This window comes from Streptomyces sp. NBC_00885, from assembly GCF_045207475.1.
GTDB lineage: Bacteria > Actinomycetota > Actinomycetes > Streptomycetales > Streptomycetaceae > Streptomyces.
Genome location: NZ_CP108796.1, coordinates 682,603 through 706,979, shown reverse-complemented (window position 1 = coordinate 706,979; position 24,377 = coordinate 682,603). Strand labels below are relative to the sequence as shown.

Below are 24,377 nucleotides of genomic sequence, written 5' to 3'. Positions count from 1 at the left end.
GCGGAGCGGCTACGTTACTCATGGGTAGCGGCAGCCGGTGCATTGTTGCATGAACTGTCCAGTCGGTCAGTTGCCTGTTCGTGACCTGAGAACGGGGCCCCTTGAACCACAGACAGGAGGCCCGGGCATCCGCGGAGCGGGTGCCCGGGCCAGGCCGGTGGAGAGGACTCAGGACGCCGGAATCAGGAGCCGTGACGTGAGCCGCCTCACGGGTAGCTCACCAGGTTGGCCACGTTGGTGGACGAGTTCGACGGACCGCCCCGGTCATTGATGACATGGCGGATGGTCCCGGTGCCGCCGAGCGAGACGGTCACCATGCTGCGGAACCGCACGTTCGGGTTGTTCGGAGCCTCGATGGCATGCTCCGCGGTCACGGACGGATTGGCGTTGAAGAAGCAGTAGCTGCCGAGCCCGAACGCCTCATGGCTGGTCACCTGACTGCCGACCTTGTACGCGGCATAGCCCTGGGTCGAACCGTTCATCCACGCCGCCTGATGGGGCGGGTCGTACGGCATCTCGTTCTGGTAGAAGTACGTCCGCCCGCCGTTGCCGTTCCAGATCGTCTGATGCTTCTGGTAGTGCTCCACGAACAGCCCGTACATCGTCACGTCGTCACCGTTGACCACGAGTCCGGTGTCCGCCGTGTTGCTGGTCCAGCCGATGCCTGTGCCGTGGTCGGCGCGCCAGATCCACATGTGGTCGCCGATGACGTTGTCGCTGTTGACCACCAGGCTGGTAGTCGCCTTGCCCACGGCGGCGCCGCCGACGCGGAAGAACACATCGTGCAGGGATGTCGGGTCGGCCGCGTGGGAGGCGGACGAGCCGGACGGGCCGACCTCCATCAGGGTCTGCGAGTTGGTCGTACCGGCGTCGAAGAGGATGCCGGCGACCTTGACGCCGTCGACGTCCGCGACCGTCATCGCGGTGACGCCGTTGTCGGGGATGAACGTGGCCAGGCCGAGCCCGAGGACGACTGTGTCGGGACGAGTCACCCGCAGGGTCTGGTTGAGGTGGTAGACACCCGGGGTGACCAGCAGGTTCTTGCCCTCGGCAAGCGCGGCGTTGATCTGCGCGGCGCTCGCTCCGGCCTTCACGACATAGAACTGGTCCATGCCCAGCGAGGTTCCGGCGGCGCTGCCGCCCGCCCAGGTCGTGGCCGAGGAGTTGGCGCGCAGGGACGGCACGAACACCCTGTAGGCGCCTGCGCCGTCCACGTAAAGGAAGGGCTTCTCGCGGACCGTGGGCGTCTGGTTCACCGTCGTGTAGGGCGGGCTGGGGAAGCTGGTTGCCGGAACGCCCTGGCTGCCGACGAAGACCATGTTCCAGTTGGAGCCGGTCCAGCTGCCGAGCTGGGAGTTACGCGTCACCCACTGCTGCTGCGTACCGGAGCGGACCTGACCGTCGATCTTGCTGTCGGCCATGAAGCCGCCGCTGGCCCAACCGCCGTCGTCCAGCGCCAGGTTGCCGCGCACATGCATACGCCGGTACGGAGCGGCCTGCGACACCGCCCACCGGTCCGTGCCGCCGGACGGGTTCACCGAGAGGTTCTCGGCGCCGCGCCAGAAGTTCTGGGTGGCGTTCTGCGGCGGGAACCAGTCGGCCTCGACATGCACCGCGCCGTTGATCGTCACCGAGTCCGGGGACTGGCCCAGGCCGAGCACCTGGGTGTAGAAGCCGACGTTCACGTCATTGCTGTAGGTGCCCGGTTTGAACATGACTGCGTAGCGCTGGGAGCCGAACTGGTTGGTCTCCTGCTGCCGGAAGATCGAGTCGAGCCGGTTCTGGATGGTCGAGGACGACATCGACGGATCGAAGACGACCACGTTCGGACCGAGATCGACATCCCCGGGCGCGGTGCTCACGGGTGCGACCTGGAAGCGCTGGGCCGCCGTCCCGTTGCAGGTGTACTGCACCAGCTGAACGCTGTCCGCGGTCGACGCGGAGGGGACGTCCAGGCACTTGCCGCTGTTGCGGTTGACGAAGTGATAAGCGCCGCCGCCCTCGTCCACCGCCTGCCACTGCTGGTTGGCGCCGCCGCCGTACGTCCACAGATGCACGGCGGCGTTGTCTGCGGTGGACACATCACTCACATCCGCCACCTGGTTGGCGTCATTGCGGTTGTTGATCCGTAGGAAGCCACCGCTGGTGGCGGTGAAACTCCAGTGCTGGGCCGTGGAGTTGTTGCAGCTGTACTGCTGGACGGCGGTGCCGTTCGCGGTCGCGGCCGAGCGCGCGTCCAGACACTTGCCGCTTGCGCTGTTCACGACGGTGGCCCAACTCGTCGGCAGCGCGGCCGCACCGGCGACCGCCTGGGGTATTGCCGCTCGGGGCGTGGCCGCCTCGGAGGTGGAGACTGCGAGAAGGACGGAAGCGGCCGAAGCCAGCACGGCGATGCCTGCCACAAGTGACGTGGTGCGCGGGGAGCGTCGCAAAGTGTGGCGGCCCGCTCTGGGCGTGCGCTGCGTTCGAAGCACGTTCTCTCCTGTGCTGAGGGTGAGCCGGTGGGGGGTGTGCGCGGGGAGCCACCCGGTCAGCCGGCAGCCACCGTCCACTTCTGGTTGGCGGCTCCGGTGCACGTCCAGATCTGCAGGCGGGTGCCGTTGGCCGAGCTGTTGCCGGTGGCGTCGAGGCACTTGTCTGCCTGCGGGTTGACGATGTCGTGGGCGGCGGTGACGTTCCAGCGTTGCGCGCCCGTTCCGTTGCAGTCCCACAACTGGACCAGGGAGCCGTCGGCGGTGCCCCCTGACGTGACGTCGAGGCACTTGCCGAGGGCCCGGATCGTGCCGTCGCCGCCGACGCTCCACTGCTGGGCGGCGGTGCCGTTGCAGTCGTAGAGCTGTACGGGTGTGCCGTTGGCGCTGTTCGCCCCGGCGATGTCCACGCACTTGCCGCCCAGGCCCGTGATGGCCCTGCCCGTCCCCGGTCGGCTGTGGCTCGTGCTGACGCGCACATGGTCGACGACGAGCTGCTGGGGAAACACGGTGCTGCCATCGGGGTCGCCCGGCCAGTATCCGCCGACCGCGAGGTTGAGGATCAGGAAGAACGGCTTGTTGAACACCCATTGCCTGCCACCGAGATCGGCGGGAGCGCGGCGCTGGTACACGTTGCCGTCCACGGACCAGGTGACCGAGTCGGGTGCCCAGTCGACGGCGAAGGTGTGGAAGCCGTCCGCGAATGCCTGGCCGCCGGGCAGTGTGTACGCGGCGCCGATGCCGCCGGAGCCGGAGTAGCCGGGACCGTGCAGCGTGCCGTGGACGGTGGAGGGCTCGAAGCCGACGTTCTCCATGATGTCGACCTCGCCCGAGTTCGGCCAGCCGACCTGCCCGATGTCGTTGCCCAGCATCCAGAAGGCGGGCCACATGCCCTGGCCGCGCGGCACCTTCAGCCTGGCCTCGACATGCCCGTAGGTCTGCGTGAACCTGCCCGCGGTGTTCAGCCGGGCGGAGGTGTACTCACATCGTCCGTACCAGCACTGGTAGTTGCCCGGGTTCTCGCGGCGGGCGGTGATGACGAGATGCCCCTGGCCGTCGAGAGCGGCGTTGCGGTTGCCCGCGGTGTAGTACTGCCGCTCGTGGTTGTTGACGTTGTCGCCCGTCTCGATCTGCCACTTGCCGCCGTCGACGGCGGAGCCCGCGGGACCGTCGAATTCATCGGCGAAGGTCACGGCGGCAGGCGCGGCGGTGGTGGTCATCGAGGCGGGTGCGGGGGTGCCCTGCGCGAGTCCGGTGGTGACCGTCGCAAACGTCAGGACGGACAGAACAGACAGCAGTAAACGCCGTGATGGGCGCGGGGAGTCCATGACTCTCCCTTCCCGGCCTGGCATGCATATGACAGACCAGATATCCGAGCACAGTGGGGGGTGGTATGGGAGCGCGCTTAGTTCACTACGTGATTTAAGAAGTGAACTAAGGGGCTGTCAAGGGCTTGGTATGGACCACTACTCCCGAAGGCGGATCGCCGCCGCCCTCGCCCCGGCCGTCCTGTCCCGGCGCCGATTCGCCGGAACCGGCAGCTGCATTCGTCTCAGGGCGATGGAGCGTCCGTAAACACGGGGGCGTCGGGAGCTTTGGACTCGGGCAGCGGCAGAGCGGACAACGCCCGCTTGGCGTAGCCGGACCAGATGATCGCGGGGGCACCGTTGCCGATGTTCTTGAGGGTGACCTGTTTCTGGGTGGTGGCGTCCTCGCCGAAGAGGCCGACCGCGGTGACGAGTTCGTCGGTGGAGCCGATGAACCACTCGGCCTTCCTGTCGTCGGTGCGGCCCTGGGTCGTGGTCATCGTCCTCTCGCGGTCGTCCGCGTACCGGAGACCGTCGGGCTCGTCCGGGCTCAGGTCGCCGCGGAGATACGAGGTGACCATGTCGGCCGTCCGGGGATCGATCGCCTGGCCGCCGATCGCCCCCTGCAGGCTGGTCTGTTCGCCGTCCCGCTCCGCGGACTTCACGATCGAGGGGGTGACCTTCCTGCCGTCGTGACGGAAGGAGGAGTAGACACCTGCCAGTTCCAGCGGGCTTGCTCCCATCAGGCCGAGCGTTGTCGCCTGGGACGAGGCGAAGTCACGCGATTCCACGGCCATTCCCAGAGCGGTGGCGGTCTTCCTGATGTGTTCGGTGCCGGACACATCCTCGGCGTCGGTCTTGGACTCCATGGTTGCCGCCACGGCGATGGGCTCGAACGTGGGGCCTGCCTGGTAGTCGGCACGGGTGGCGTTGCTGACGTAGTGGCGGGTGGAGTCGCGGCCGCCGTAGAGAGCCACGATGCGGCCGGACTGCGGATCCACCGAGACAGCCCCTGCCTGCCGGTTGGCGTCCGCGTCCGCCTTGTCGGCCGCCGCTTCCACCCCGCCGCCGAGGCCCGTGGTGACGGCCTGCTCCAGGGCGCGCTGTTTGGCGGGGTCGATGTTGAGGGTGATGCGCCAGCCGCCGCCCGCCAGTTCCTGCTCGCTCACGCCGGAGGCCATCAGCTCACGCCGCGCGGCGTCCACGAGGTAGCCGGTCTGACCGGAGAGACCCGAGGCCTGCTTGGGGGCGACCGGCACGGGGAACTTCATCTGCTGCCGTTTGCCCTTGTCCAGCCAGCCCTGCTCCACCATGTTGTCGAGTACGTAGTTCCAGCGCTGTGTGACCAGTTGCTTGCCCTCAGGGCTGGCGATGGCCCAGTCGTACTGGCTCGGAGCCTGCAGCAACGCCGCGAGATAGGCGCCCTGTTCGACGCTCAGGTTCTGGACCTCTGCGCGGTAGTACGCGCGGGACGCGGCCTGGACGCCGTAGGCGAGCCGCCCGTAGTAACTGCTGTTCAGATACCCCGCGAGGATGTCGTCCTTGGTGTTCTGCCGGTCGACCTTGAGGGAGATGACCAGCTCCTTGACCTTGCGGGTGACCGTCTGTTCCTGGCTGAGGTAGTAGTTCTTGACGTACTGCTGGGTGATGGTCGACCCACCCTGTTTGCCCTTGCCCGTCACGGTGCTCAGAATGCCGCGGGCGGTGCCGGACAGGGACACGCCGGAGTCGCTGTAGAAGTCCTTGTTCTCCGCGGCGACGAAGGCGTGCTGCACGTCCTCGGGCACCTTGCTGAGCGGAACGGTCTCGCGGTTGATCTCGCCCGTGCGGGCCAGGCGGGTGCCGTCGCTGAAGAGATAGACGTTGCTCTGGGCCTGGGCCAGTTTGTTGGCCTGGGGGATGTCGATGGCGAAGTAGAGGACGGTGAAGCCGCCGATCAGCAGGGCGACCAGGGAGATGACGAAGGCGAGTGCCCTGCGCCAGGTGATCAGGCGCCGGATCCCGGTCCTCCTGGCTGCCTTCTTCCTCGTGCGCCTGCCGGAGTGGCGCGGTCGACGCCGCCGGAACGGGCCCTCGCGCTGCGGACCTCTGGCCTCTTCGGGAGTACCAGCCTCATCGGTCTCGCCGCTGATGCCGCTCGGCGTCAGCCAACTCACCTTCTGGTCCGGACTCCACCTGGTACGCATGGCGCCATCCTCGGTGCCGAAGATCTTCGTAAACCCAAAGCGCGACATCGGCCGTGCCTCGGAGGTGTATCAGTCGTGTATCGCCCCGGGCTGCGGGAGTTGGAGCGTCGCACGCGCGCCGCCGCCGTGCGCGTTGGTGAACTGAAGCGTCGCGCCGATGACATCCGCCTGTCCCAGGGCGATGGTCAGCCCCAGTCCGGTACCGGTACCGCGCTCGCGGGCACCCGTGCGGAACCGCTGCGGTCCGTCGTCGAGCAAGGAGTCCGGGTAGCCGTCGCCGTGATCGCGTACCGTCACGGTCCTGCCGTCAGCCGCCACGGTGACGTTGACCGGCGCCCGGCCGTGCCGGTGGGCGTTGACGATCAGGTTGGTCACAATGCGTTCCAGGCGCCGGGGATCTGTCCACACCGTCGCCTCGCCCGCCCCGTCCTCGACGACGAGCCGTACGGACAGACCGGTACGCATGGTGATGTCCTCGACCAGGAAGCCGAGGGGGCAGGGCGAGAGGTCGGCCTGCTCCCCGCCGGCGTCCAGCCGGGAGATCTCCAGCAGGTCCTCGACGAGCGCGGCCAGGACGCGCACCCGGTTGCGGACGTATCCGGCCGCCTCTCCGTCCGGGAGCAGCTCGGCGGAGGTGACCAGACCCATGAGCGGAGTGCGCAGTTCATGCGCCACGTCGGCGGTGAAGCGCTGTTCGCTGCGCAGCCGTTGCTGCAAGGCCGCGGCCATCGTGTCGACGGCGGTGGAGATCTCGGCGATCTCGTCGCGCGGCCGGGGCCCGGCCTCGATACGGGCGTCGAGGTCACCCGCGGCGATGCGGCGCGCAGTGCCCGCCGCGCTGCGCAGCCGGCGGCTCATCCGGCCGGCGCTGAGCACTCCGAGCGGCAGCACGACCGCCGTGGTGAGCACTCCGGCCCAGGCGATGCTCGTGTCGAGAGCGCTGATGTCGCCCAGGGCGGTGGTCATGTCGACGCGTACGGACAGCACTTGCTCACCCGCGGGGCGCGCCGCCCACATCGCGGGGCCGGCCGGTCCGGCGTCGTACTCCGTGCCCTGGCGGCCCTTGGCGGCGAGGCTTCGCAGCCCGGCGGGCAGACCGGGCGCGTCGAGGACCGCGCCGGTGCCCTGGACGGTGCCGCTGCGGGTGTAGGCGGCAGCGGCCCGGTCGAGGGTGGTCCGGGCCGCCTCGCGGGCCTGGTTCAGCTCCCGGTCGCGGGATGCCTGGTGGACGATCACGCCGACGGCCGCGGCGACGGCGCAGATGGCCACGGCGACGAGGGCGGCGATGCGCCATCTCAGCGGCATGGTCAGCGCCGCAGCTTGTAGCCGAAACCGCGGACCGTTTCGATCCGTTCGGCGCCGATTTTCGCCCGCAGCCGCTGCACATGCAGATCGACAACGCGCGTGTCGCCGTGCCAGGCGTGGTCCCACACGCGGCTGAGCAGGGTCCGGCGCTCCAGCACGACACCGGGCGACGCGGCGAATTCGAGCAGCATCCGCAGTTCGGTGGGCGTGAGAGCGAGCGGCTGTCCCGCGCGGTGCACCTCCATGCCCCGGGTGTCGATGGTCAGATCCCCGAACGTCATCGTGGTCGTGTCGCCCCCGCCTGCACCGGCCCCGGCGCCGCTCGCGCCCGCGCGGGAGTGGGCGGGGGTGAAGGACGCGCGGCGAAGCAGCGAGCGGATACGTGCGACGAGTACGGCGCTCTCGACGGGCTTGACGACATAGTCGTCCGCACCCGCCTCAAGGCCGGACACCACGTCGAGAGCGTCGCCGCGCGCCGACATCATCAGGATGGGGGCGAGGCTCAGTTCACGGATACGGCGGCACAGTCCGATGCCGTCCAGCTCGGGCAGCATGACGTCGAGCAGTAGCAGGTCGGGACGTCGCTCGCGGAACATCTCAAGACCGGACATGCCGTCGGCGGCGGCGGAGACGGTGAAGCCATAGCGTTCGAGGAGCATGCGGACGGTGTTGCGGATGACCTCGTCGTCCTCGACGAGCAGCAGATGTGCCTCGGTGGCACTGCCGCCGGGCGTGGCGGGGGGACTGGCCATCACTCTGTCCTGCTCGGAGTCGGGGTCGGGGCCGGGGCAGGGGGCGTTTCGGTGGGTGGTGGGCTCGGCGCGGCGCTCTTCTGGGCCGAGTCGCCCGTCTGGTCCTGCGGGGCGGCCGCCGAGAGGACATTGCCGTCCCACCGGTAGCGGGTGGTGAAGCGCCCGTCGTTCCCGGTCGAGACGAGTACGAGGTCGTGGCCGAAGATCTCACCGGTGAGCCCGAGCGGACCCCAGCTGATCAGCACGGGCCGTACCGCAGTCCCGAAGGCCCGGTAGACCTGGACCAGCGTCAGCCCGGCCGCGGGCGCGTCGAGCCCGACGACCAGTTCGTCCTGTCCGTCGCCCGTGAGGTCCCGGTAGACGGGTTTGCGCAGACCGCACTCCGGACCGGGACAGGCCTCCAGCTCGGCCTGCACGAGCTTGGGCACATTGGGGTCCTTCTCCAGCAGTTCCTGGACCGGGATCCCCTTCAGCCCGGCCGCGGGCACCTCGACGTCCTTGATGCTGAGATACCGGCGGCCGGGACCGGTGGGCTCGCTGGTGGGCGTGACCGGAGGGGAGTACTGCGGCCACAGCGGCGAGGCACTGGTCGGCGGCGACAGCCGTGGCGCGACGCCCCCGTCCCGCGCGCCCGTCTCCGCGGCACAGCCGGCAAGGCCCACGGCGGTCACGCATGCGGCGACCGCGGCTGCGCGGAGCCGCCCGCGGTCGTGGGGGCCGGTGCGGGGGGTGTGGGGCATAGGCGTATCAGCGTACCGGCGGGGACGGGAGGGGCGGACGGGGGCTGGCCCTCAGCCGTACATGGCCCCCCGACTCGAGCTCAAGTGTCCCGCACTCCGGGCCACTTGAGCCGAGCCCTGTCCGGTCCGGCGACGGCGTCAGGCGCAGCGGTAGGTGAAATGCGTCGTGGCGGTGTCCCCGGTGGGTGACACGATCCGCAGGACTGTGGCCGCCTGGTACTCGCCCTTCCCTTGGAAGGTCCACAGCAGATGCAGACGCGCCTGCTTCTGGCCGCGCGTCAGCTTCTCCCGGAGCACGCCCGAGGTGGTGCCGTCGCTGCGTTCCCAGCGATACCTCACGGTGCCGGGCCTTCCGTTGGTCGACAGGACGCCCACGATGTCGGCCGTGCTGTCACAGCCGAGAGTCTGCGCTGTGGTCTGGACGGTCACGCTTTTCACGGCCAGGGCGGGGCCGTAGCGCTGCCAGGCCAGAAAGGCGAGTACGGCCAGCAGCACCGTGCCCGCCAGGGCGTAGCGGCGCAGTCCTGAACGGCGGCGAGCGGGGGGCTGCGCCGGGCCGGCGGGTTGTCCGGCCAGCGTGCCGTGCCAGATGTCGGCGGCGGTGTTGCTGGTGCCATTGCGGTTCAGTACGGCGGCGGTGACTCCCGGGCCGAAGCGGAGGACCTCGCCCTCGACCCGGTCGGGGGCCACGCTCGCCGGTGGCTCGTCCTGGATGAGAGTGATTGTGCCGGGCTCGTCCTGGACCGTGGTGGCCGTGTCCGGCTCGTCCTGGACCGTGGTTGCTGTGTCGGGCACGGGCTGGACCAGGGTGGCCGTGTCGGGCGCCGGCTGAGACTCGGGCCGTTCGAACCAGTGGCTGCCCAGCGCGGTCGCGCTGTAGCCGTCGCTCTCGGAGGCCTCGACCGCCTTGTCCACTTCCGGTACCTGGTCGTCCGGGCCGTAGGGGACGCGAGGATCGTTCATGTGATGATGCACCGCCGGATCCAGATCTGCTGCGAGGAACTGCCGGTCGCGGCAGCCGGGTTCGTCGTCGCCCGCACACCCCAGTAGCAGCCCTGCCCCTGGAAGGTGTGGTCAAGAGCGATCGTGTACTTCGTCGCTCCGCTTCGCACGAAGGTCTGCGAGCCGTCCGGCGTGCCCAGGTCGCCCTTCACGTCGCTGGTGAACCACGAGATGACGACGGTCACCGGGCCGGTCCCGTCCGTGGTGACGTCGATCGAGGCGGTGCCACTCGTGGGACCGACCTGCCGCAGGCTCGTGACCGACACCGACTTCACGGCCACGGGCGGCGTGCTGGGAGTGGAGGGGCTGGGCTCCGTGGTCGGAGCCGAGACCGATGGCGACGCCGACGGCGCGGTGGTGGTGGGCAGGGTCACCCCGGGTGTCGGCGTCGCGGGCGTCGTACTCGCGCCGGCGGAAGGCGAGTCGGAGGGCGAGGCACTGGCACTCGCGGACGGGCTCGCGGAAGCGGAAGGCCAGACGGGCGGGGCGCCGCTCGCGCCCGGCTGTGCGCTCGTGGTGGCGACGGCTTGAGCGGTCGTCCGCGTGGGTCCGTCCCCGCCCGCACGAGCTGCGACGGCGACCGCGATGGCCAGCAGCACGGCCGCGGCACCCGTCAGCACTCCCCGCAGGCCGGGCTTGAAGATGCGGCGCCAGCCGCTGGACACAGCAGTCGTGGCGAACGCGGTGGTTCCCGCCGCCTGGCCCGCGGCCGAGGGGAAGAGCAGCGGCAGCAGCGCGGCGAGAGCGGCGAGCTTGCGCTGGCCCTTCTCCTCCCAGTCAGGGCCGTACGCCGCACCGGCGATCTCTTCGAGCTCGGTGACGAACGCCTCCGCGTTCTCGGGCCGCTTCCGAGGCTCCTTCGCCATCCCGCGCCGGATGAGCGGGCGCACCGGCTCCGGCGCGTCCTCGTCGGGAACCGGAGCGTCGATGTGCTGCAGCGCGAGCTCGGCGAAGTTCTGGCCCGTGAACGGCTTGCGGCCGGTCAGGCACTCGTAGAAGGTCGCGGTCGCCGCATAGACGTCGGCCGCCGGGGAGGCGGGCTCCCCGTTCCACTGCTCCGGCGCCATGTACGCGGGAGTGCCCGCGACGCCCGGCGTGCTGCCGCGCCCGGCCGCGATGCCGAAGTCGACCAGCTTGGACGAGCCGTCGGCCGCGACCAGGACGTTCTCAGGTTTGTAGTCGCGGTGCACGACACCCGCCCGGTGTGCGGCCGCCAGGCCCAGCAGCGAGCCCTTCAGGACCACCAGTGCCGCCTCGGGACCGGTGGCTCCTTCCCGCAGGAGCAGTGCGCGCAGGGCGATGCCGTCGACCAGCTCCATCACGATGGCGGCACCCTGCGGAGCCTCGACGTACTCGTACAGCCCGACGACGTACGGCGAATCGAGACCGCCGAGCAGACGCGCCTCCGCCCGGAAGCCCTGTACGAAGGCCGCATCGGTACGCAGCCGCTCGCTCAGGTATTTGACGGCCACCGGCACACCGGTCGCGTCATGGACAGCCAGGACGACGCGCCCGCTGCCGCCGGAGCCCAGTTCCCGGGTCTCGGTGTACCCGGGGACCGACCATGCGTTCATTACTGTCCCCCTATGCGCCGCGATCGCTCATGCGCGGCCGCCGCACGATAGCTCACCTGCTCTCCCCTTGGCAGACACAATTCCGTCACGAGCGGTTCCCGGGGGCCGCGGCGGGGCCGGGGTCAGCGAATGGCGTGAACGCGTTGTGAGTCGAGCTCGTAACGGGCCCCGACGATGGCCAGGTCCCCCGAGTCCACCTTGCCCGCGAGGTCCGGCTCGGCAGCGAGGAGCGAGCGGACCAGGCCGACGTTGCGGTTGATGGTTGAGTCGACGCGGGCCTGGCCGTGCTGGGTGCGGTCTATCGCGGGCCGTATGCGGTCGGCCAGGTACTGAATGTGCGTGGGGAGCTGTTCTCCCGTCTCGTCCGCGCGGACGGCCGCGGTGACGGCGCCGCAGGACTGGTGCCCGAGGATCAGGACCAGGGGGATGGCCAGCTCCAGCACCCCGTAGGCGATGCTGCCCAGGACGGCCTCGTCCAGGACCTCGCCGGCCGAGCGGACCGTCATCAGGTCGCCGAGCCCCTGGTCGAAGACCAGTTCCGGCGGCACGCGGGAGTCGATGCAGCCGAGCACGACGGCGAACGGGTGCTGGCCCGTCACGAGCGACCGGCGCACGGAGACGCTCTCGTGCGGATGCCGCTGCCGCAGTCCGCGCCACCGGCGATTGCCGTCCGACAGCTCGCGCAGCGCCTCGTCCGGGGTGGCCGGGCGGGTGGTCGTGGCCCGGGACGGTGCGGCGGAGGCGGGTATCGCTCCGATGGCCAGGCTCGCGCCGGCGGCGGCGGTTGATCCGAGGGCGCCGCGCAGGAGGGAACGGCGGCCTGTGTCCGTGGGCGTATGTGCGTATCGATTCAAGATCACGGCGGGAAGGTAACGGCCGTGCACCGGCTCGCGGATCAGCTTCGGTATCGGCTGGCCTGAACTGATCCCGTCGGGGCGCGTGCGACCGTGGCCGATGAGTTCGGCGCGCCCCCGGGCCGGTCGAGTCGCCCGCGCGGCCCGCGCTGATCCCGCAGGAGGAGCGCGACACCCGCCGCCTGGCCTGCCACCAGCCCTCGCGGATGCCGTGCCCGTTCATCGACTCACGTCGGCCTGTCGCAGCTCGGCCAGCAATTCGCCCTGACCGACGATGAGTTCGGTGAGGATACGGCGGGCCGCGCGGAGCAGCTCGGCGACATCGCCGCCGGCCAGGGCGTAACTGACGGTGGAGCCGTCGCGGATGGACACGACAATGCCGGAACGGCGCAGCACCGCGAGCTGCTGGGACAGGTTCGACGGCTCGATCTCGATCTCGGCAAGCAGGTCTCGCACGGGCACAGGGCCGTTCTGCAGCAACTCCAGCACGCGAATGCGGACTGGGTGTCCGAGCATGCGGAAGAACTCCGCCTTGGCCTGGTACAGCGGTACCTGCATGTGGACGCTCCTGCTGTGTTCGACGGCCTGCCGTGTGCTGAGGCCTCCGCTGCTGCCGCCGCGAGGCGATGCAGTGCAGGGTCCGATCTTCCCGCCTCCTGGTGCCGCACTCCCAGGGGGTTCACCGCATCGGGATGTGGCTACTTGAAGAAATCTTCAAGTCATGGGCAGACGAAGGCGGGGAGACCGGCGGTGCCTAGATCTCGAGCTCTGCCTCGATGCGCTTGAGCCGGTGACGAGCCATGGCCAGGTTCGACTTGGCCTTGTCGAGCACGAGGTAGAGGAAGAGACCGTTGCCGGAACGACCCTTGAGCAGGCGGATGAGGTGGTACTGGCCGCCCAGGGTGATCAGTACGTCCTCGATCTCGTCCTTGAGGCCGAGTTGTTCCATGGTGCGCGCCTTCGCGCGGATCACATCAGTGTTGCCGGCCGCCGCGACGGCCAGATCGAGGTCCTTCCCGCCCCCGAGAGTTCCCAGCGCCATCCCGCTGGTGTAATCCACGAGGGCGACTCCGAGAGTGCCCTCGATCGATGTCATGGCCTCCTTGAGAGAGGTCTCCAAACTCACCACGTCAGCGCTCACTCCTCGTCAGACTCCATAGGTGGACGGCAGTTCGTACCGGCGACTGCCGACGGATTGCGACGACGACGCTACTGGCCGTATGCGAGATGCCGACGGACATGCCCGAACCACGACGCAAGCGGTGATCAGCCCCTAGGATGCGCTCCCGGAGCCGAAGCGGCGACCGTCCCCGCCCGCCTGTCCGGGCGACGGACAGACTGCCTGCGGAAGCACGGTGCCTCGCCGCGCCTGATGACTCGTCGCTGCCTCGCCCCTCTCCTTCGCTCGGGAAGCGCTGGCGGAAGTGCAGCCGCTGGGGCAGGATTTCGGTTGCGTACGCACCTGACCAGCGGGGGGCTTGAGTTGGCGACAGACAGTAATGAGATCACCGAGGCGATCGAGCAGTTGCGCACACAGCTCGCGAGTGCCCAGGAAGCGGGCAAGGACGCGCGCCTGCAGTTCCGTATCACCGAGGTGGAGATGGAGTTCCTGGTCGAGGTTCGCAAGGACGCCGGTGGTTCCGGCGGCGTTCAGCTCGGGGTGGTCAAGCTGGGTGCCGATGCCAAGGTGTCGCAGGGCACGACGCACACGTTGCGGCTCAAGCTCGACGTACGTGACGGCCGAACCGGGGACGCGGCCACGGTCTCCGGCCGGCGCTAGATCGTGGGCGTACCGGCCGGATCGGCCCATGTGCATCCGGGCCTGGTGGCGGTCACTGCCGGGCCGCTGGATTCCGAGGGGCGCCGGGAGTTCTCGTCCGGGCGGCTGATAGCGCCGTCTCTGGTGCTCACGTCCCGTCACGGCGTGGCCTTCGGCGACGGGGAGCACCGACCGGACATCGAGGTCCGGCTGGTCACCGGGCCTCGAGGTGCGGTGCGGCTCACCGAACCGGTCCCGTGTGCCGTGGTTTGGCAGGGGGACGCGGAAATCGACGCGGCCTTGCTGAAGTTGGAGCCCGAGGACAGTTGGACGCTGCCCGCGGGATTCGTGGGCCCCAGGCTGTCCTGGGCCGAGGCAACGGGAACGGAACCGGTGCCTGTCGCCGTCACGGGCATGTCGGCGGCCGCCGCGCGCAGTACGGGCGACGCCACCGAGACGGAGACGGTGCGCGGCACCCTGGACCCGCTGACGTACACCCGCAGCGACCGCTTTGCCGTCGATCTGGCCTCGGCCTGGCCGGCGGGCTGGAGCGAGTGGTCGGGGATGTCCGGCAGTTCGGTGCTCCACAAGGGCGGCGCGCTCGTCGGTGTGGTCGCCTGGAGCGACCAGCCGTACGAAGGCCGTCGGCTGACGGCTGTTCCGGTACGGGCGCTGCTGGCGGACCCGGACTTCCGGGCCGTGCTCCGCGAGCACCTCGGCGAGGTGCCGCAGGTGCGACCCCTGGACACCGAACGCGTGGACTCCGCCCCGCTCCTGGCGGCACCCTCCCTGCCCAGCGCGGTACGGAGCACGCTCAAGGCTCCGCCGCGCAGGATCGTCGACCGGACAACGGAACGCAGACGGCTGCCCGAACTCATCACGGGAGGTCTTTCGGGGCAGCCTGAGCTGGTACACGCGATCGTCGGCATGCCGGGGGTCGGCAAGTCGGCACTGGCCCGGCACCTCGCCCAGCAGTTCACCGCCGACTTCCCCGACGTGCAGTTCGAGCTGGATCTGTACGGCCACACGCCGGACCAGACGCCGCTGGACGCGCATGCCGCGGTGGAGGTGCTGCTCAACTGGGCCGGTATTCGTGCGGATGACGCACGGACGCTCGACGCCAAGGCCGCGCTGTGGCGGAACTGGCTGAGCGGAAGACGGGCGCTGCTGCTGCTCGACAATGCCGCGTCGGTGGATCAGGTGTCCTGTCTGCTGCCCGGGGACCACAGTTCCCTGGTCCTGATCACCAGCCGGATCGCCCTCCACGACCCCGACCGGATAGTAATCACCGCACTCGACACCCTGCCTCCCGAGGAGTCGGTACAGCTGCTGATGAGCAGCGCCGGCCTGCCTCATGGCGAATCCGACGACCCGGTCCTGAAGGAGATCTGCCGCGCCTGCGGATTTCTCCCACTGGCCGTTCAGGCGGTGGGCGCGCGGCTGCGCTTCGAGGACCCGGGCGAGCTGCTGCTCGCCATGCGGGAGGCCGAGTCCCCGCTGCTGGAGTTTCCCGACGCCGACCAGCGGGTCGGCTCCGCCTTCGCCGTGTCCTATCAGGCACTTGAGGCGGACCCGGTGCAGGCAGAGCTGCTGCGCACCCTGGCCATGCACCCCGGGCCGGACCTGGGGGCCGAGCTGTGCGCGGCGATGACGGGGCTTCAGGTGCGCGAGTGCCGCCGCAGGCTGGGCGATCTGGCCGACCGGCATCTGCTGCAGCGGATGGGCCGCAACCGCTTCGCGTTCCATGACCTGTTCCTCGCCCACGCCCGGCAGCGGGCGATGGCGCAGGAGCCGGACCGGCGTTGGGACGAGGTCCTGGAACGGGTCTTCGACCACATGACGCGCAAAGGCGAGGCCGCCCGGCAGGCTCTGACCACCGGGAGGGACGACCCCCACGACGCGCGCGCCTGGCTGGACACCGAGCGGGCGAATCTGGTCGCCGTCACCCTCGCCGCCGCCCGACGCCGCTCCCCGCACGCCAGGCGGCTGGCCGCACTGTCGCACACCGTGCTGGGTTGGTTCGGCATGCCCACCGCACTCGCAAGTATCTGGACGGCCATGAGGGATGTCGCGGTGACGGACCATGACCTGCCCGGCCAGGCGGACTCCTTCCGCGGCCTCGGCGACGCGGAGCGCATGCGCGGCAGTTGGGCCGACGCCCAGGCGAACTACCTGCGTGCGCGAGAGATCTACGAGGACCTGGGCGACCGGCGCGGCCAGGCGGGCGTCATGTGGGGACTCGCCGAGGTCGCGCGTACCCAGGGTCGGCACGCCGACGCCCGCGAGCTGTTCGAGCCCACTCTCACCATGTACGAGCAGCTCGGCGACCGGCGCGGCTGCGGCGACGCGCTCTGGGGGCTCGGCAACGTAGCCCTGTCGACCGGCCGTTACGAGGATGGAGCGGACGCCTTCGCCCGCGCACGGAGGATCTACGCGCACCTCGGCGACCGGCAGGGCCAGGCCCAGGCCCTCCGGGGCGTCGCGGACATCGAACGAAACCGGGACCGGCCCGCCGAAGCGTACGACAACTACCGAAGCGCGCTGGCCATCTATGAGGAGATCGGCGATCTGCGCGGCCAGGCCCAGTCGCTGCGCGGCATCGGCCATCTGGAGCGCCTGGACGGCCGCTACGACCAGGCGCGCGACGCGTTCACCCGGGCCCGCGACCAATCCGCGCGAATCGGCGACCGGCGAGGCGAGGCCGACATGCTGCGTGGCCTCGCGGATGTGGAGCGGCTGCTGGGCCGGACCGCCGAGGCACGTGACGCCTTCACCCGGGCCGCCTCCGTCCACCGCGAACTTGGCAACCAGGGCGGTCTGGCCTTCGCCCTGCGCGGGCTGGGCGACACCGAGTGCGCCGACGGCCGCCCGGCCGAGGCCCGCGCAGCCTACGAAGAGGCTCGCGGGATCTTCGAGCGGATCGGCAACCGGCGCGGGCTGGCCGCCGTCCTGCGCGGCTTGGCCGATCTGGCAGCTCACGCTGCCGAGGCCAGGCAGGCGTACACCGAAGCTCTGGGTATCTACGAGGAGCTGGGGGCCGGTACGTCGGCGGCGGAGTGCCGCGAGCGGCTGGCGGCGCTCAGGGAGTGATGAAGACCCGCCCGGAGCGCCTGATCAGCCGCGTGAACAACCTCCAGGTCAATACACCTAGTCGCTCTTTGGCGCCGCTTGCTGCACGACCTCGAAGGACCAGAGTGTGGAACCGGATGCCGCGGGCTTGGGGTGGTCGCCGCCCCCCTGGTGTGCTGCCTTCATCGGACCTTCCAACCAAGCCTGGAAAGACTCCTCGTCGCGCCACCGCGTGTAGACGAGGTAAGTGTCTGTGCCTTCGACCGGGCGCAGTAGTTCGAACCATTCGAAGCCGTCCGAGTTCTCGACGGCATGCGCGCGGGACGCGAACCGCTTCTCCAGCGTCTCCCGCTGCTCAGCGGGAACCGTCAGGACGTTGATCTTTACAACGCTGGGCACATGACACCTCTCAACAAGCAGGCCCCTGGCCGGGGACCTGACACGACATCGTCGAGCAGTAACTTACGCCCGCAGCCCAAGCGCCGGTGAGGACGACTCCCGGGCATCTGGCCGGGCCGTCCAGATGGCGTCCATCGTGCCCAACCGTTCACGATCAGTGAGAGCAGGACTCCCTCGCCACCTTGCCGGGATTGCCGTTGGCGCTTCCCCACGCGGCCGCGTTCGCCTCGAACTTCTGCTGCAGCGCACCGTCCTTGGCGACCTCCACCAGGCCGCCGCCCTGATCCGCCCACACCGGGTAGTCGGCGTGGCGGTACTCATTGGTGTACGCGGAGATGACGTCTTTCAGGCCGCCCTGGTTGTTGTACATCGAGTGGCTGCCGTATCCGACGAAGATCCGCGGGTGTTCCAGGCCCTTTGCCGCGTGTCCGCGGTCGTGATTCCAGCTCTCCGCGTTGCCCCAGGCCACCACGCGATGGCCGCCGTGCGCGCTGAGCAGCAGCCGGTCGCGGGTCCAGTCGTTCCCGTTCTTCCGCCACACCACCTCGACATGCTCGAAGTCGTGCCGATGGCCCGAGGGCCGGAAGCCGCTGGTGGCCTGATAGATGGTGAACGCGACGCGGATTTCGTCGGCGTTGCACTTCTGGACCGTGTAGTACGTGGGGAACGGCGCGCCGTGTGGCGCGCAATCGCCGTCGCTGTTGGGCCAGTTCTGTACATTGCCGCCGTCCGCCGGATTGCCGTTGCCGTCGAAAGCCGGCTCGGGCCAGCACGGATCGTTGCGATTGGCGCGGGCGAAATTCCACTGGGGTACGGACCCGGCGACGAAGTCCTGAAGGGTGGCAGACCCCTCGGGAAGCGGTTCGTTCGCCGACGCTCCCGGCGTGGTGACGAGGAGCAGGCTCGCGATCAGGGACACGGCCGCGACGGAACCGGTACGAAGGCGGCGGGGGCGGTGGGACATTCATTCTCCTCGTGCTCAGGACAGCGGAGAGAGACAGGGTGTTCCAGCGACGTGCCGCACCAGAGTAGGGATGTCGAAGCAGCGGAACCAGATCGGATTTCGGAACGCCCGGTTGCCGGTTTCGGCCTCGGTAAGGCGAGTTGGCGGTCGCGGCCCCCTCAAGCGGTCCTAAGCTGGTCGGCATGCAGGACTCGCAGCCGACCTCGGCATTTCACTCGGACAACATCACCGCCTCGGCCACCGACACCCTGGTAGGGGTGCTGGACATGCAGGCGGCGAGCGCCGGCGTACGGCGGCTGCGAGACTGGGCGCAGCTCGGTGTGGCAGCGCGGCCCGGTGAGCGGGCCGTGGACATCGGCTCCGGTACCGGCGCGGTGACCCGGGTGCTGGCCGCGGCGGTGGCGCCGGACGGCGAGGCGATCGGAGTCGAACCGAACCCCGGCCTGCGCACGGTGGCCGAGCAGCGCGCGGCCGATGCGGGCAGCCCGGCCCGATTCGTCGACGGCGACGCGCTGGCCCTTCCGATCGCCGACTTGGACGCCGATGTGGTCTGGTGCGAGCGGGTCTTCCAGCACCTCGCCGAGCCGGACAAGGCGGCCGCCGAGATCGCGCGAATCCTGCGCCCGGGCGGCAGGGTGGCGCTGCTGGACACTGACTGGGCCACCACGATCCTGCACCCCGGCGACCCCGAGGTGGTGGCGGCACTGACCCAGGGTGCGCTCGCGGCCGCCGCCAACCCGTACGCCGGGCGCAAACTGGCGGGCCAGTTGGCCGCGGTGGGACTCGAGATCGACGACCTCGGCTCGCAGGCACTTGTCCAGGACCCGCGGAAGGTCACCTGGCCGCTCGTCAAGCTGCTTGCCGAGACGGCCCTGCGGGGCCAGCTGATCACCGAGGAGCAGCGCGACACGCTGTACGCCGATCTCGGCGCCGCCGCCGAACAAGGCGCTCTGCACATGTCCGTGACCATGTTCGGCGTCATCGCGCGTCGTCCCGCCTGACCTCGCCTCAGGGCCGGTGACTCCGAGCTGCCGGCCGTGCCCGGTCCGCCCGCCCCCACGGGGGACCGGAGATGCGGCTACCAGCGGTGGTGCACCTGGCCGCGAATGCGCCGGTCGTACAGCTCGCTCACCGCGCTCAGTGTCTCCGGCGGGAGTGGCGGCAGCGCGGCGGCCGCGGCATTGGCGCGGGCCTGGTCGGCCGAGCGCGCGCCGGGGATCACGCTGGTGACTCCCGGCTGCTGGAGGATCCAGCGCAGAGCGGTCTGGGCGGGAGTGGCACCTTCGAGCGCGAGCGCCGAGAACTCCGCCGCCGCTTCGACGCCCGTCTCGTAGTCGACGCCGGAGAAGGTCTCGCCCTGGTCGAACGCCTCGCCGTGGCGGTTGTACATGCGGTGGTCGTCGGCCGCGAAGACGGTGTCCTTCGTATATCTGCCGGACAGCAGACCGGAGGCCAGCGGCACCCGGGCGACGATGCCCACGCCCGCCGCCCTGGCGGCCGGCAGTACCTCCTCCAGGGGCTTGCGCCGGAAGGGGTTGAGGATGATCTGGACACTGGCCGTCCCCGGCCGGGCGATGGCGGTCAGTGCCTCGGCGCAGGTTTCGACGCTGACCCCGTACGCGGCGATGCGCTTCTCGGCAATGAGTTTGTCAAGTGCGTCGAAGACCGCTTCGGATGCGTAGACCGGCGTGGGAGGACAGTGCAGTTGTACGAGATCGAGTGTGTCCACGCCGAGATTGGTGCGCGAACGGTCCGTCCAGGCGCGGAAGTTGTCCAGGACGTAGTTCTCGGACACCTGGGCCGAGCGGCGGCCCATCTTCGTGGCCACGAAGACGTTCGCGTCGGAGCGGTCCCGGAGATAGCGGCCGATGAGCCGCTCGCTGCGTCCGTCCCCGTAGACGTCGGCGGTGTCGAAGAAGGTCACGCCCGCATCGACGGCCGCGTCCAGGACAGCGAATGCGTCCGCCTCCCGGACCTCGCCCCAGTCTGCGCCCAGCTGCCACGTACCGAGACCTACGACGGAAACGCTCTTGCCCGCCCTGCGAAGCACTCGCTGTTCCATGCTGTCATGCTACGTTCGCGCCTCGCCTTTCCCGAGCCTCTCCACGGCCGCGATCACCCGGTCCCAGAACAGTTCCGCCTCCAGTGTCACGGCGACTCGCGCGTTCACAGGCCGGTCCAGGTACCGGTGCATGTCCACCACCGTCGCCCCGCGTGTGTACTGCCCGCGCAGTTCCACCGCCACGCTCGCCTCGACGCAGTTCACGATCGCGGGGTCGATGACGCGGGCCACCGCGACGGGATCGTGCAGCGGAGGGGAGTCGAAGCCCCACAGCCGCTTGTAGGTGGACGCGAAGTAGGTGATCAGCTGGGCGCAGGTACGGCCGAGTTCGCTGCCGAGGCCTTCGAGGCGGGCCAGGACGTCGGGTGTGGCGAGTGCCTGGTGGGTGACATTGAGCCCGCACATGGTGACCGGTACGCCGCTGCGGAAGACGATGTCCGCGGCTTCGGGGTCGACGTGGATGTTGAACTCTGCGGCCGGGGTCCTGTTGCCGCGCCCGGTGGAGCCGCCCATGAGCACGATCTCGCGGATGTGCGCGGCGCTGTCGGGGTAGCGGGTGAGCAGCAGGGCGATATTGGTCAGCGGGGCGGTGGGGACGAGGGTGACGGGTTCGGGATGCGTGGTCAGGATCCGGTGGATGAGGTCCACCGCGTGCTCGGGGACAGCGTCCACGGTGGGTTCCCCGAACTGCGGCCCGTCCATGCCCGAGTCGCCGTGGACGTCGTCCGCCACGAGCAGCGGCTGCACGAGGGGCTGTGCGCATCCGGCCGCGATGGGCACGCCCGTGATTCCGGCGACGGTGCAGATCCGGCGGGCGTTGAGGGTCGTCTTCTCGACGGTCTGATTGCCGGCGACCGTGGTGATGGCCAGCAGATCGATCGCCGGATCTCCCGCGGCGAGGATGATGGCGAGGGCGTCGTCGTGCCCGGGGTCGCAGTCGATGATGATCGGGACAGGCACGGTGCACGCTCCTGGTCGTTCTGGGACGGCAGCATCCTCAGTATCCGTGGTTGCGGTCATGCACGTCCGGCGCCACGAAGGCGTTTTGTGGGATTGACGCGAACCCGTCGCGTACTGAGCCGTCCGGCGCACCGACGCTTCCCGCAGGCGTCAACGGGCCACACGCTGCACGGTGTTGCGGAAGTTGCGCAGGACGGTGCCCGAGTCGGCAGTGCGGTGGACGAGGTGGAATTCGAGGCTCGGCGTGGCAGGCGCCAGAGGGAGCAGTGTGACCCCCACATGCCGGAATCTGCGCATGCCCGTGGGGCCGATGCCGACGCCGAGCCCGCAGGCGACGAACCCCAGCAGGGTGTGCAGACCGTCCGCCTCGTGAGCGACACGTGGTTCGAAACCCGCGGCGCGGCACGCGGCGATGGCCGTGTCGGCAGCCGCGGGCTCGGTCTGCCGTGAGGAGAGGATCAGTGGCTGCCCGGCCAGGGCATCGAGGGCGATGAACGGCTCACCGGCCAGCGGATGGTCCGCAGGCACGGCCGCGACCAGGCTCTCGCGGGCCAGAGGGACCGTGGTGAGGTGCCTTCGGGCCGCGCCGGGCGCCGGGCCGCAGATGAAACCGGCGTCCAGGCTGCCGTCGAGGAGCGCTTCGACCTGCCGGGCACTGGGCAGTTCGCGCAGGTCCAGCCGCACCTGGGGCCAGCGGCCACTGAAAGCTGCGAGCACCTCGGGAAGCACCGCGGCCAGTGCGGTACCGAGGAAGCCCACGGCCAGTGAGCCGGTGTCCCCGCGGCCCGCGTCGGCGGCGTCGCGCACGGCGAGGTCGACGTGGTCCAGCACTTGCTGGGCGCGGAGCAGAAAGGCCCGTCCGGCGGCCGTGGGGCGCACTCCGTGTCCGGTGCGGTCGAAGAGCCTGACCCCGAGTTCGGTCTCCAGCGCCTTGATCTGCTGGGACAGCGGTGGCTGCTGGATTCCCAGAGCAGCCGCGGCCCGGCCGAAGTGGGCGTGCTCGGACACGGCCAGTGCGTACCGCAGATGCCGCAGTTCCATGCCTCGATGATATCTCTCAGTGAATCACGCCATCCTCGCTCATATATCGGGCATGAAAAAGGTCGTCCGGGCCTGGTCCACTGACGGGCATGAGCGAGCAGACACGGGCACAAGGCCCGACAAAGGAAAGCGGCACCGGCACAGGCACCTGGGAGCACGGCCGTACCGAGGTCGACGGCGTCGATCTCCACTGGGTCCACGCGGGAAGGGCAGGGGGCACTCCCGTCGTGCTGCTGCACGGATGGCCCCAGACCTGGTACGCCTGGCGAAAGGTGATTCCCGTACTGGCGCAGCAGTATGAGGTGTACGCGATCGACCTGCCCGGCCTCGGTGACTCGGGATCGTCGTCCCTCGGCCACGGGGTCCGTATCGCCGCCGACCTCCTCGACGGATGGCGCGCTGCCCTGGACCTGCCCCGGGTCCACGTGGTCGGGCACGACCTGGGCGGCCCGATCGGATACGCGTGGGCGGCGAGCCGCCCCGGCCACGTCGGCAGCTTCGCCCTGATCGGCGTGCCCCTGCACGGCTTCGGGCTCAAGGAGTTGATCGCCCGCGCCGGGCTCTGGCACTTCGGCTTCTTCTCGGTACCCGGGCTCGCCGAGGGGCTCTCTCAGGGACGCGAGCAGGTGCTGCTCGAGTACTTCTACCGGCACGCCCTGGACGCCGGCGCCGTCCGGCCCGACGACATCGCCGAGTATCTGCGCAGCTACGCCCAGCCGGAGCGGCTTGCCAACGGCTTCGCGTACTACCGAGGCCTCGACGCGGACACCGCCGAAATCACCGCTCTCGCCCGCACGAAGCTGCCGATGCCCGCCCTGGCCGTGGGCTGTGGGCAGGCGGGCGGGCCGGCGCCGCTCGACAGCCTGGCCGAGGTCGCCTCCGACGTCCGCGGCGAGGTGGTGGCGGAAAGCGGCCACTACGTCGCCGAGGAACAGCCGGACCGGCTTTCCGCGCTTCTGCTGGACTTCTTCGAGCGGGCCTCGGTCAGAACCAGTTGACGGTGAGCGGGAAGGGACAGCGCCGGTGCAGCCGTCAGCTCATCTGGCGGGCTCGCGGACGGGCGCGTGGTGCCGGGCGTGGGAAAGGAAGGCGCGCGCGGCGCGGCTGAGCGGGCGGCGGGGGTGCGCGATGCCGACGGCGCGCAGCAGCGGCGGGGTGAAGGAACGGACCTCCACGCGGTGGCCGAAGGCCCGTAACACCATGTCCCGGTACCAGATCAGCGAGCCGAGCCCGTCCGCGACACTGGTCACCCAGGCGAGGCGCTCGTCCGCTTCCACCACGGGCACGGGGCGTACTCCGATCTGTCCGAACATCGCCTCCAGCTCCGTGCGCCGGCCGGTGCCGGGGGTCGGCAGCACCATTCGCAGGCCGCCCAGCATCCGGAACGGGATCGGGTCGGGCAGCCCGGAGCCGGGGGGAGAGATCAGGACGACCTCACGGTCCTGGAGATGGTGCGTCGACAGTTCCTTGTCGAGCGGCAGATCGACCAGGCCGAGCTCTGCCACGCCGTCGGTCAGGGCCCGCACGAGTGCCTCACGGCTGTCGTGCGGGAGAAGGCGTACGTCGATGCCCGGGTGGCGTTCGGCGAAGGAGGGCACCAGATCGGCGGCGAGATCGAGGGACAGGGTCGGTGTGGCGGCCACCGTCAGCGAGGTACGCGAACTGCCGCCGTGCGCCGGGCGGATGTCCTCGATGGCCTCCACGGCATCGAGGACCGTACGGGCCAGGCGTACGACGCGGGCGCCTTCCGGGGTCAGGGTCGCCCGCCGGCGCCTGCGGTCCAGGAGCTCCACGCCGAGGTCCCGTTCGAGGGACTGGATGGACCGTGAGAGGGCGGGCTGGGCGATATAGACGGAGCACGCGGCGGCTGTTATCGAGCGGCAGTCCGCAACGGCGACGAGGTACCGCAACTGCTGGAGTGTGGGGGTCATG

At 69.9% G+C, this 24,377-nt stretch carries 21 protein-coding genes; 4 read left to right on the top strand and 17 right to left on the bottom strand.

Translation table 11 applies throughout. The features are described from left to right. Positions 1-206: 206 nt before the first annotated feature. From OHA61_RS03310 to OHA61_RS03260, 11 genes are all read right to left on the bottom strand, one after another. On the bottom strand, positions 207-2,402 hold the full coding sequence (locus tag OHA61_RS03310; protein ID WP_406301600.1) for an RICIN domain-containing protein: 2,196 nt from the start codon (positions 2,400-2,402) through the stop codon (positions 207-209). A gap of 128 nt (positions 2,403-2,530) precedes the next feature. Continuing rightward, on the bottom strand, positions 2,531-3,799 hold the full coding sequence (locus tag OHA61_RS03305; protein WP_406301598.1) for a ricin-type beta-trefoil lectin domain protein: 1,269 nt from the start codon (positions 3,797-3,799) through the stop codon (positions 2,531-2,533). Positions 3,800-4,023: 224 nt separating this feature from the next. After that, positions 4,024-5,964 (bottom strand): transglycosylase domain-containing protein, encoded by a 1,941-nt coding sequence (locus tag OHA61_RS03300; RefSeq protein ID WP_406301597.1) that lies wholly within the window; start codon positions 5,962-5,964, stop codon positions 4,024-4,026. A 69-nt stretch (positions 5,965-6,033) separates the two neighbouring features. Beyond that, the gene (locus OHA61_RS03295; protein ID WP_406301596.1) at positions 6,034-7,269 is read right to left on the bottom strand and encodes a sensor histidine kinase; all 1,236 of its coding nucleotides are present in this window, start codon (positions 7,267-7,269) and stop codon (positions 6,034-6,036) included. 2 nt (positions 7,270-7,271) lie between these two features. Further along, entirely contained in the window at positions 7,272-8,021 is a 750-nt protein-coding gene (gene cseB, locus OHA61_RS03290; RefSeq protein ID WP_406301595.1) for a two-component system response regulator CseB, read from the bottom strand. Beyond that, positions 8,021-8,761, bottom strand: coding sequence for a hypothetical protein (locus OHA61_RS03285; protein ID WP_406301594.1), 741 nt, complete (start codon positions 8,759-8,761; stop codon positions 8,021-8,023). The genes cseB and OHA61_RS03285 overlap by 1 nt, the downstream gene beginning before the upstream one ends. Positions 8,762-8,899: 138 nt before the next feature. Continuing rightward, entirely contained in the window at positions 8,900-9,724 is an 825-nt protein-coding gene (locus OHA61_RS03280) for a hypothetical protein (protein WP_406301592.1), read from the bottom strand. Continuing rightward, positions 9,721-11,337 (bottom strand): serine/threonine-protein kinase, encoded by a 1,617-nt coding sequence (locus OHA61_RS03275; RefSeq protein ID WP_406301591.1) that lies wholly within the window; start codon positions 11,335-11,337, stop codon positions 9,721-9,723. The genes OHA61_RS03280 and OHA61_RS03275 overlap by 4 nt, the downstream gene beginning before the upstream one ends. A 122-nt stretch (positions 11,338-11,459) precedes the next feature. Further along, complete coding sequence (locus OHA61_RS03270) at positions 11,460-12,197, bottom strand: carbonic anhydrase (RefSeq protein ID WP_406301590.1); 738 nt, start codon at positions 12,195-12,197, stop codon at positions 11,460-11,462. Positions 12,198-12,410: 213 nt separating this feature from the next. Continuing rightward, the gene (locus OHA61_RS03265) at positions 12,411-12,749 is read right to left on the bottom strand and encodes a metalloregulator ArsR/SmtB family transcription factor (protein WP_324978561.1); all 339 of its coding nucleotides are present in this window, start codon (positions 12,747-12,749) and stop codon (positions 12,411-12,413) included. Positions 12,750-12,945: 196 nt separating this feature from the next. After that, positions 12,946-13,320, bottom strand: a complete 375-nt coding sequence (locus OHA61_RS03260) for a hypothetical protein (protein ID WP_406307266.1) — start codon at positions 13,318-13,320, stop codon at positions 12,946-12,948. Positions 13,321-13,674: 354 nt separating this feature from the next. On the opposite strand from OHA61_RS03260, the gene OHA61_RS03255 reads away from it, so the two are divergent. After that, entirely contained in the window at positions 13,675-13,971 is a 297-nt protein-coding gene (locus OHA61_RS03255; RefSeq protein ID WP_406301589.1) for a trypco2 family protein, read from the top strand. 3 nt (positions 13,972-13,974) lie between these two features. Beyond that, positions 13,975-17,040 (top strand): tetratricopeptide repeat protein, encoded by a 3,066-nt coding sequence (locus OHA61_RS03250; RefSeq protein WP_406301588.1) that lies wholly within the window; start codon positions 13,975-13,977, stop codon positions 17,038-17,040. A gap of 57 nt (positions 17,041-17,097) precedes the next feature. Here OHA61_RS03250 and OHA61_RS03245 read toward each other — a convergent pair whose 3' ends face one another. Both OHA61_RS03245 and OHA61_RS03240 read right to left on the bottom strand, forming a co-directional pair. Next, positions 17,098-17,418, bottom strand: a complete 321-nt coding sequence (locus OHA61_RS03245; protein ID WP_324978555.1) for an antibiotic biosynthesis monooxygenase — start codon at positions 17,416-17,418, stop codon at positions 17,098-17,100. Between the two features lie 154 nt (positions 17,419-17,572). Continuing rightward, positions 17,573-18,382: an NPP1 family protein gene (locus OHA61_RS03240; protein ID WP_406301587.1), complete on the bottom strand. Its 810-nt coding sequence runs from the start codon at positions 18,380-18,382 to the stop codon at positions 17,573-17,575. Between the two features lie 182 nt (positions 18,383-18,564). Between OHA61_RS03240 and OHA61_RS03235 the strand changes: the two genes are divergently transcribed. After that, positions 18,565-19,383, top strand: coding sequence for a methyltransferase domain-containing protein (locus OHA61_RS03235; protein ID WP_406301586.1), 819 nt, complete (start codon positions 18,565-18,567; stop codon positions 19,381-19,383). A gap of 77 nt (positions 19,384-19,460) precedes the next feature. Here OHA61_RS03235 and OHA61_RS03230 read toward each other — a convergent pair whose 3' ends face one another. The 3 genes from OHA61_RS03230 to OHA61_RS03220 form a co-directional block, all read right to left on the bottom strand. Then, positions 19,461-20,444: an aldo/keto reductase gene (locus OHA61_RS03230; protein ID WP_406301585.1), complete on the bottom strand. Its 984-nt coding sequence runs from the start codon at positions 20,442-20,444 to the stop codon at positions 19,461-19,463. Positions 20,445-20,453: 9 nt separating this feature from the next. Continuing rightward, entirely contained in the window at positions 20,454-21,404 is a 951-nt protein-coding gene (locus tag OHA61_RS03225; RefSeq protein WP_406301584.1) for a nucleoside hydrolase, read from the bottom strand. A gap of 150 nt (positions 21,405-21,554) precedes the next feature. Next, positions 21,555-22,445 (bottom strand): LysR family transcriptional regulator, encoded by an 891-nt coding sequence (locus tag OHA61_RS03220; RefSeq protein WP_406301583.1) that lies wholly within the window; start codon positions 22,443-22,445, stop codon positions 21,555-21,557. A gap of 89 nt (positions 22,446-22,534) precedes the next feature. Here OHA61_RS03220 and OHA61_RS03215 point away from each other — a divergent pair, with 89 nt between their 5' ends. Further along, positions 22,535-23,443, top strand: coding sequence for an alpha/beta fold hydrolase (locus tag OHA61_RS03215; protein ID WP_406301582.1), 909 nt, complete (start codon positions 22,535-22,537; stop codon positions 23,441-23,443). A gap of 39 nt (positions 23,444-23,482) precedes the next feature. On the opposite strand, the gene OHA61_RS03210 is transcribed toward OHA61_RS03215, so the two are convergent. Beyond that, positions 23,483-24,376 (bottom strand): LysR family transcriptional regulator, encoded by an 894-nt coding sequence (locus tag OHA61_RS03210; protein WP_406301581.1) that lies wholly within the window; start codon positions 24,374-24,376, stop codon positions 23,483-23,485. Position 24,377: the final 1 nt, after the last annotated feature.

Coding starts and splice junctions, on each gene's coding strand:
- OHA61_RS03230 (WP_406301585.1), bottom strand. CDS start 20,444: ATGGAACAGCGAGTGCTTCGCAGGGCGGGCAAGAGCGTTTCCGTCGTA.
- OHA61_RS03285 (WP_406301594.1), bottom strand. CDS start 8,761: ATGCCCCACACCCCCCGCACCGGCCCCCACGACCGCGGGCGGCTCCGC.
- OHA61_RS03300 (WP_406301597.1), bottom strand. CDS start 5,964: ATGCGTACCAGGTGGAGTCCGGACCAGAAGGTGAGTTGGCTGACGCCG.
- OHA61_RS03295 (WP_406301596.1), bottom strand. CDS start 7,269: ATGCCGCTGAGATGGCGCATCGCCGCCCTCGTCGCCGTGGCCATCTGC.
- OHA61_RS03235 (WP_406301586.1), top strand. CDS start 18,565: ATGCAGGACTCGCAGCCGACCTCGGCATTTCACTCGGACAACATCACC.
- OHA61_RS03210 (WP_406301581.1), bottom strand. CDS start 24,376: ATGACCCCCACACTCCAGCAGTTGCGGTACCTCGTCGCCGTTGCGGAC.
- OHA61_RS03220 (WP_406301583.1), bottom strand. CDS start 22,445: ATGGAACTGCGGCATCTGCGGTACGCACTGGCCGTGTCCGAGCACGCC.
- OHA61_RS03305 (WP_406301598.1), bottom strand. CDS start 3,799: ATGGACTCCCCGCGCCCATCACGGCGTTTACTGCTGTCTGTTCTGTCC.
- OHA61_RS03275 (WP_406301591.1), bottom strand. CDS start 11,337: ATGAACGCATGGTCGGTCCCCGGGTACACCGAGACCCGGGAACTGGGC.
- OHA61_RS03215 (WP_406301582.1), top strand. CDS start 22,535: ATGAGCGAGCAGACACGGGCACAAGGCCCGACAAAGGAAAGCGGCACC.
- cseB (WP_406301595.1), bottom strand. CDS start 8,021: ATGGCCAGTCCCCCCGCCACGCCCGGCGGCAGTGCCACCGAGGCACAT.
- OHA61_RS03265 (WP_324978561.1), bottom strand. CDS start 12,749: ATGCAGGTACCGCTGTACCAGGCCAAGGCGGAGTTCTTCCGCATGCTC.
- OHA61_RS03280 (WP_406301592.1), bottom strand. CDS start 9,724: ATGAACGATCCTCGCGTCCCCTACGGCCCGGACGACCAGGTACCGGAA.
- OHA61_RS03240 (WP_406301587.1), bottom strand. CDS start 18,382: ATGTCCCACCGCCCCCGCCGCCTTCGTACCGGTTCCGTCGCGGCCGTG.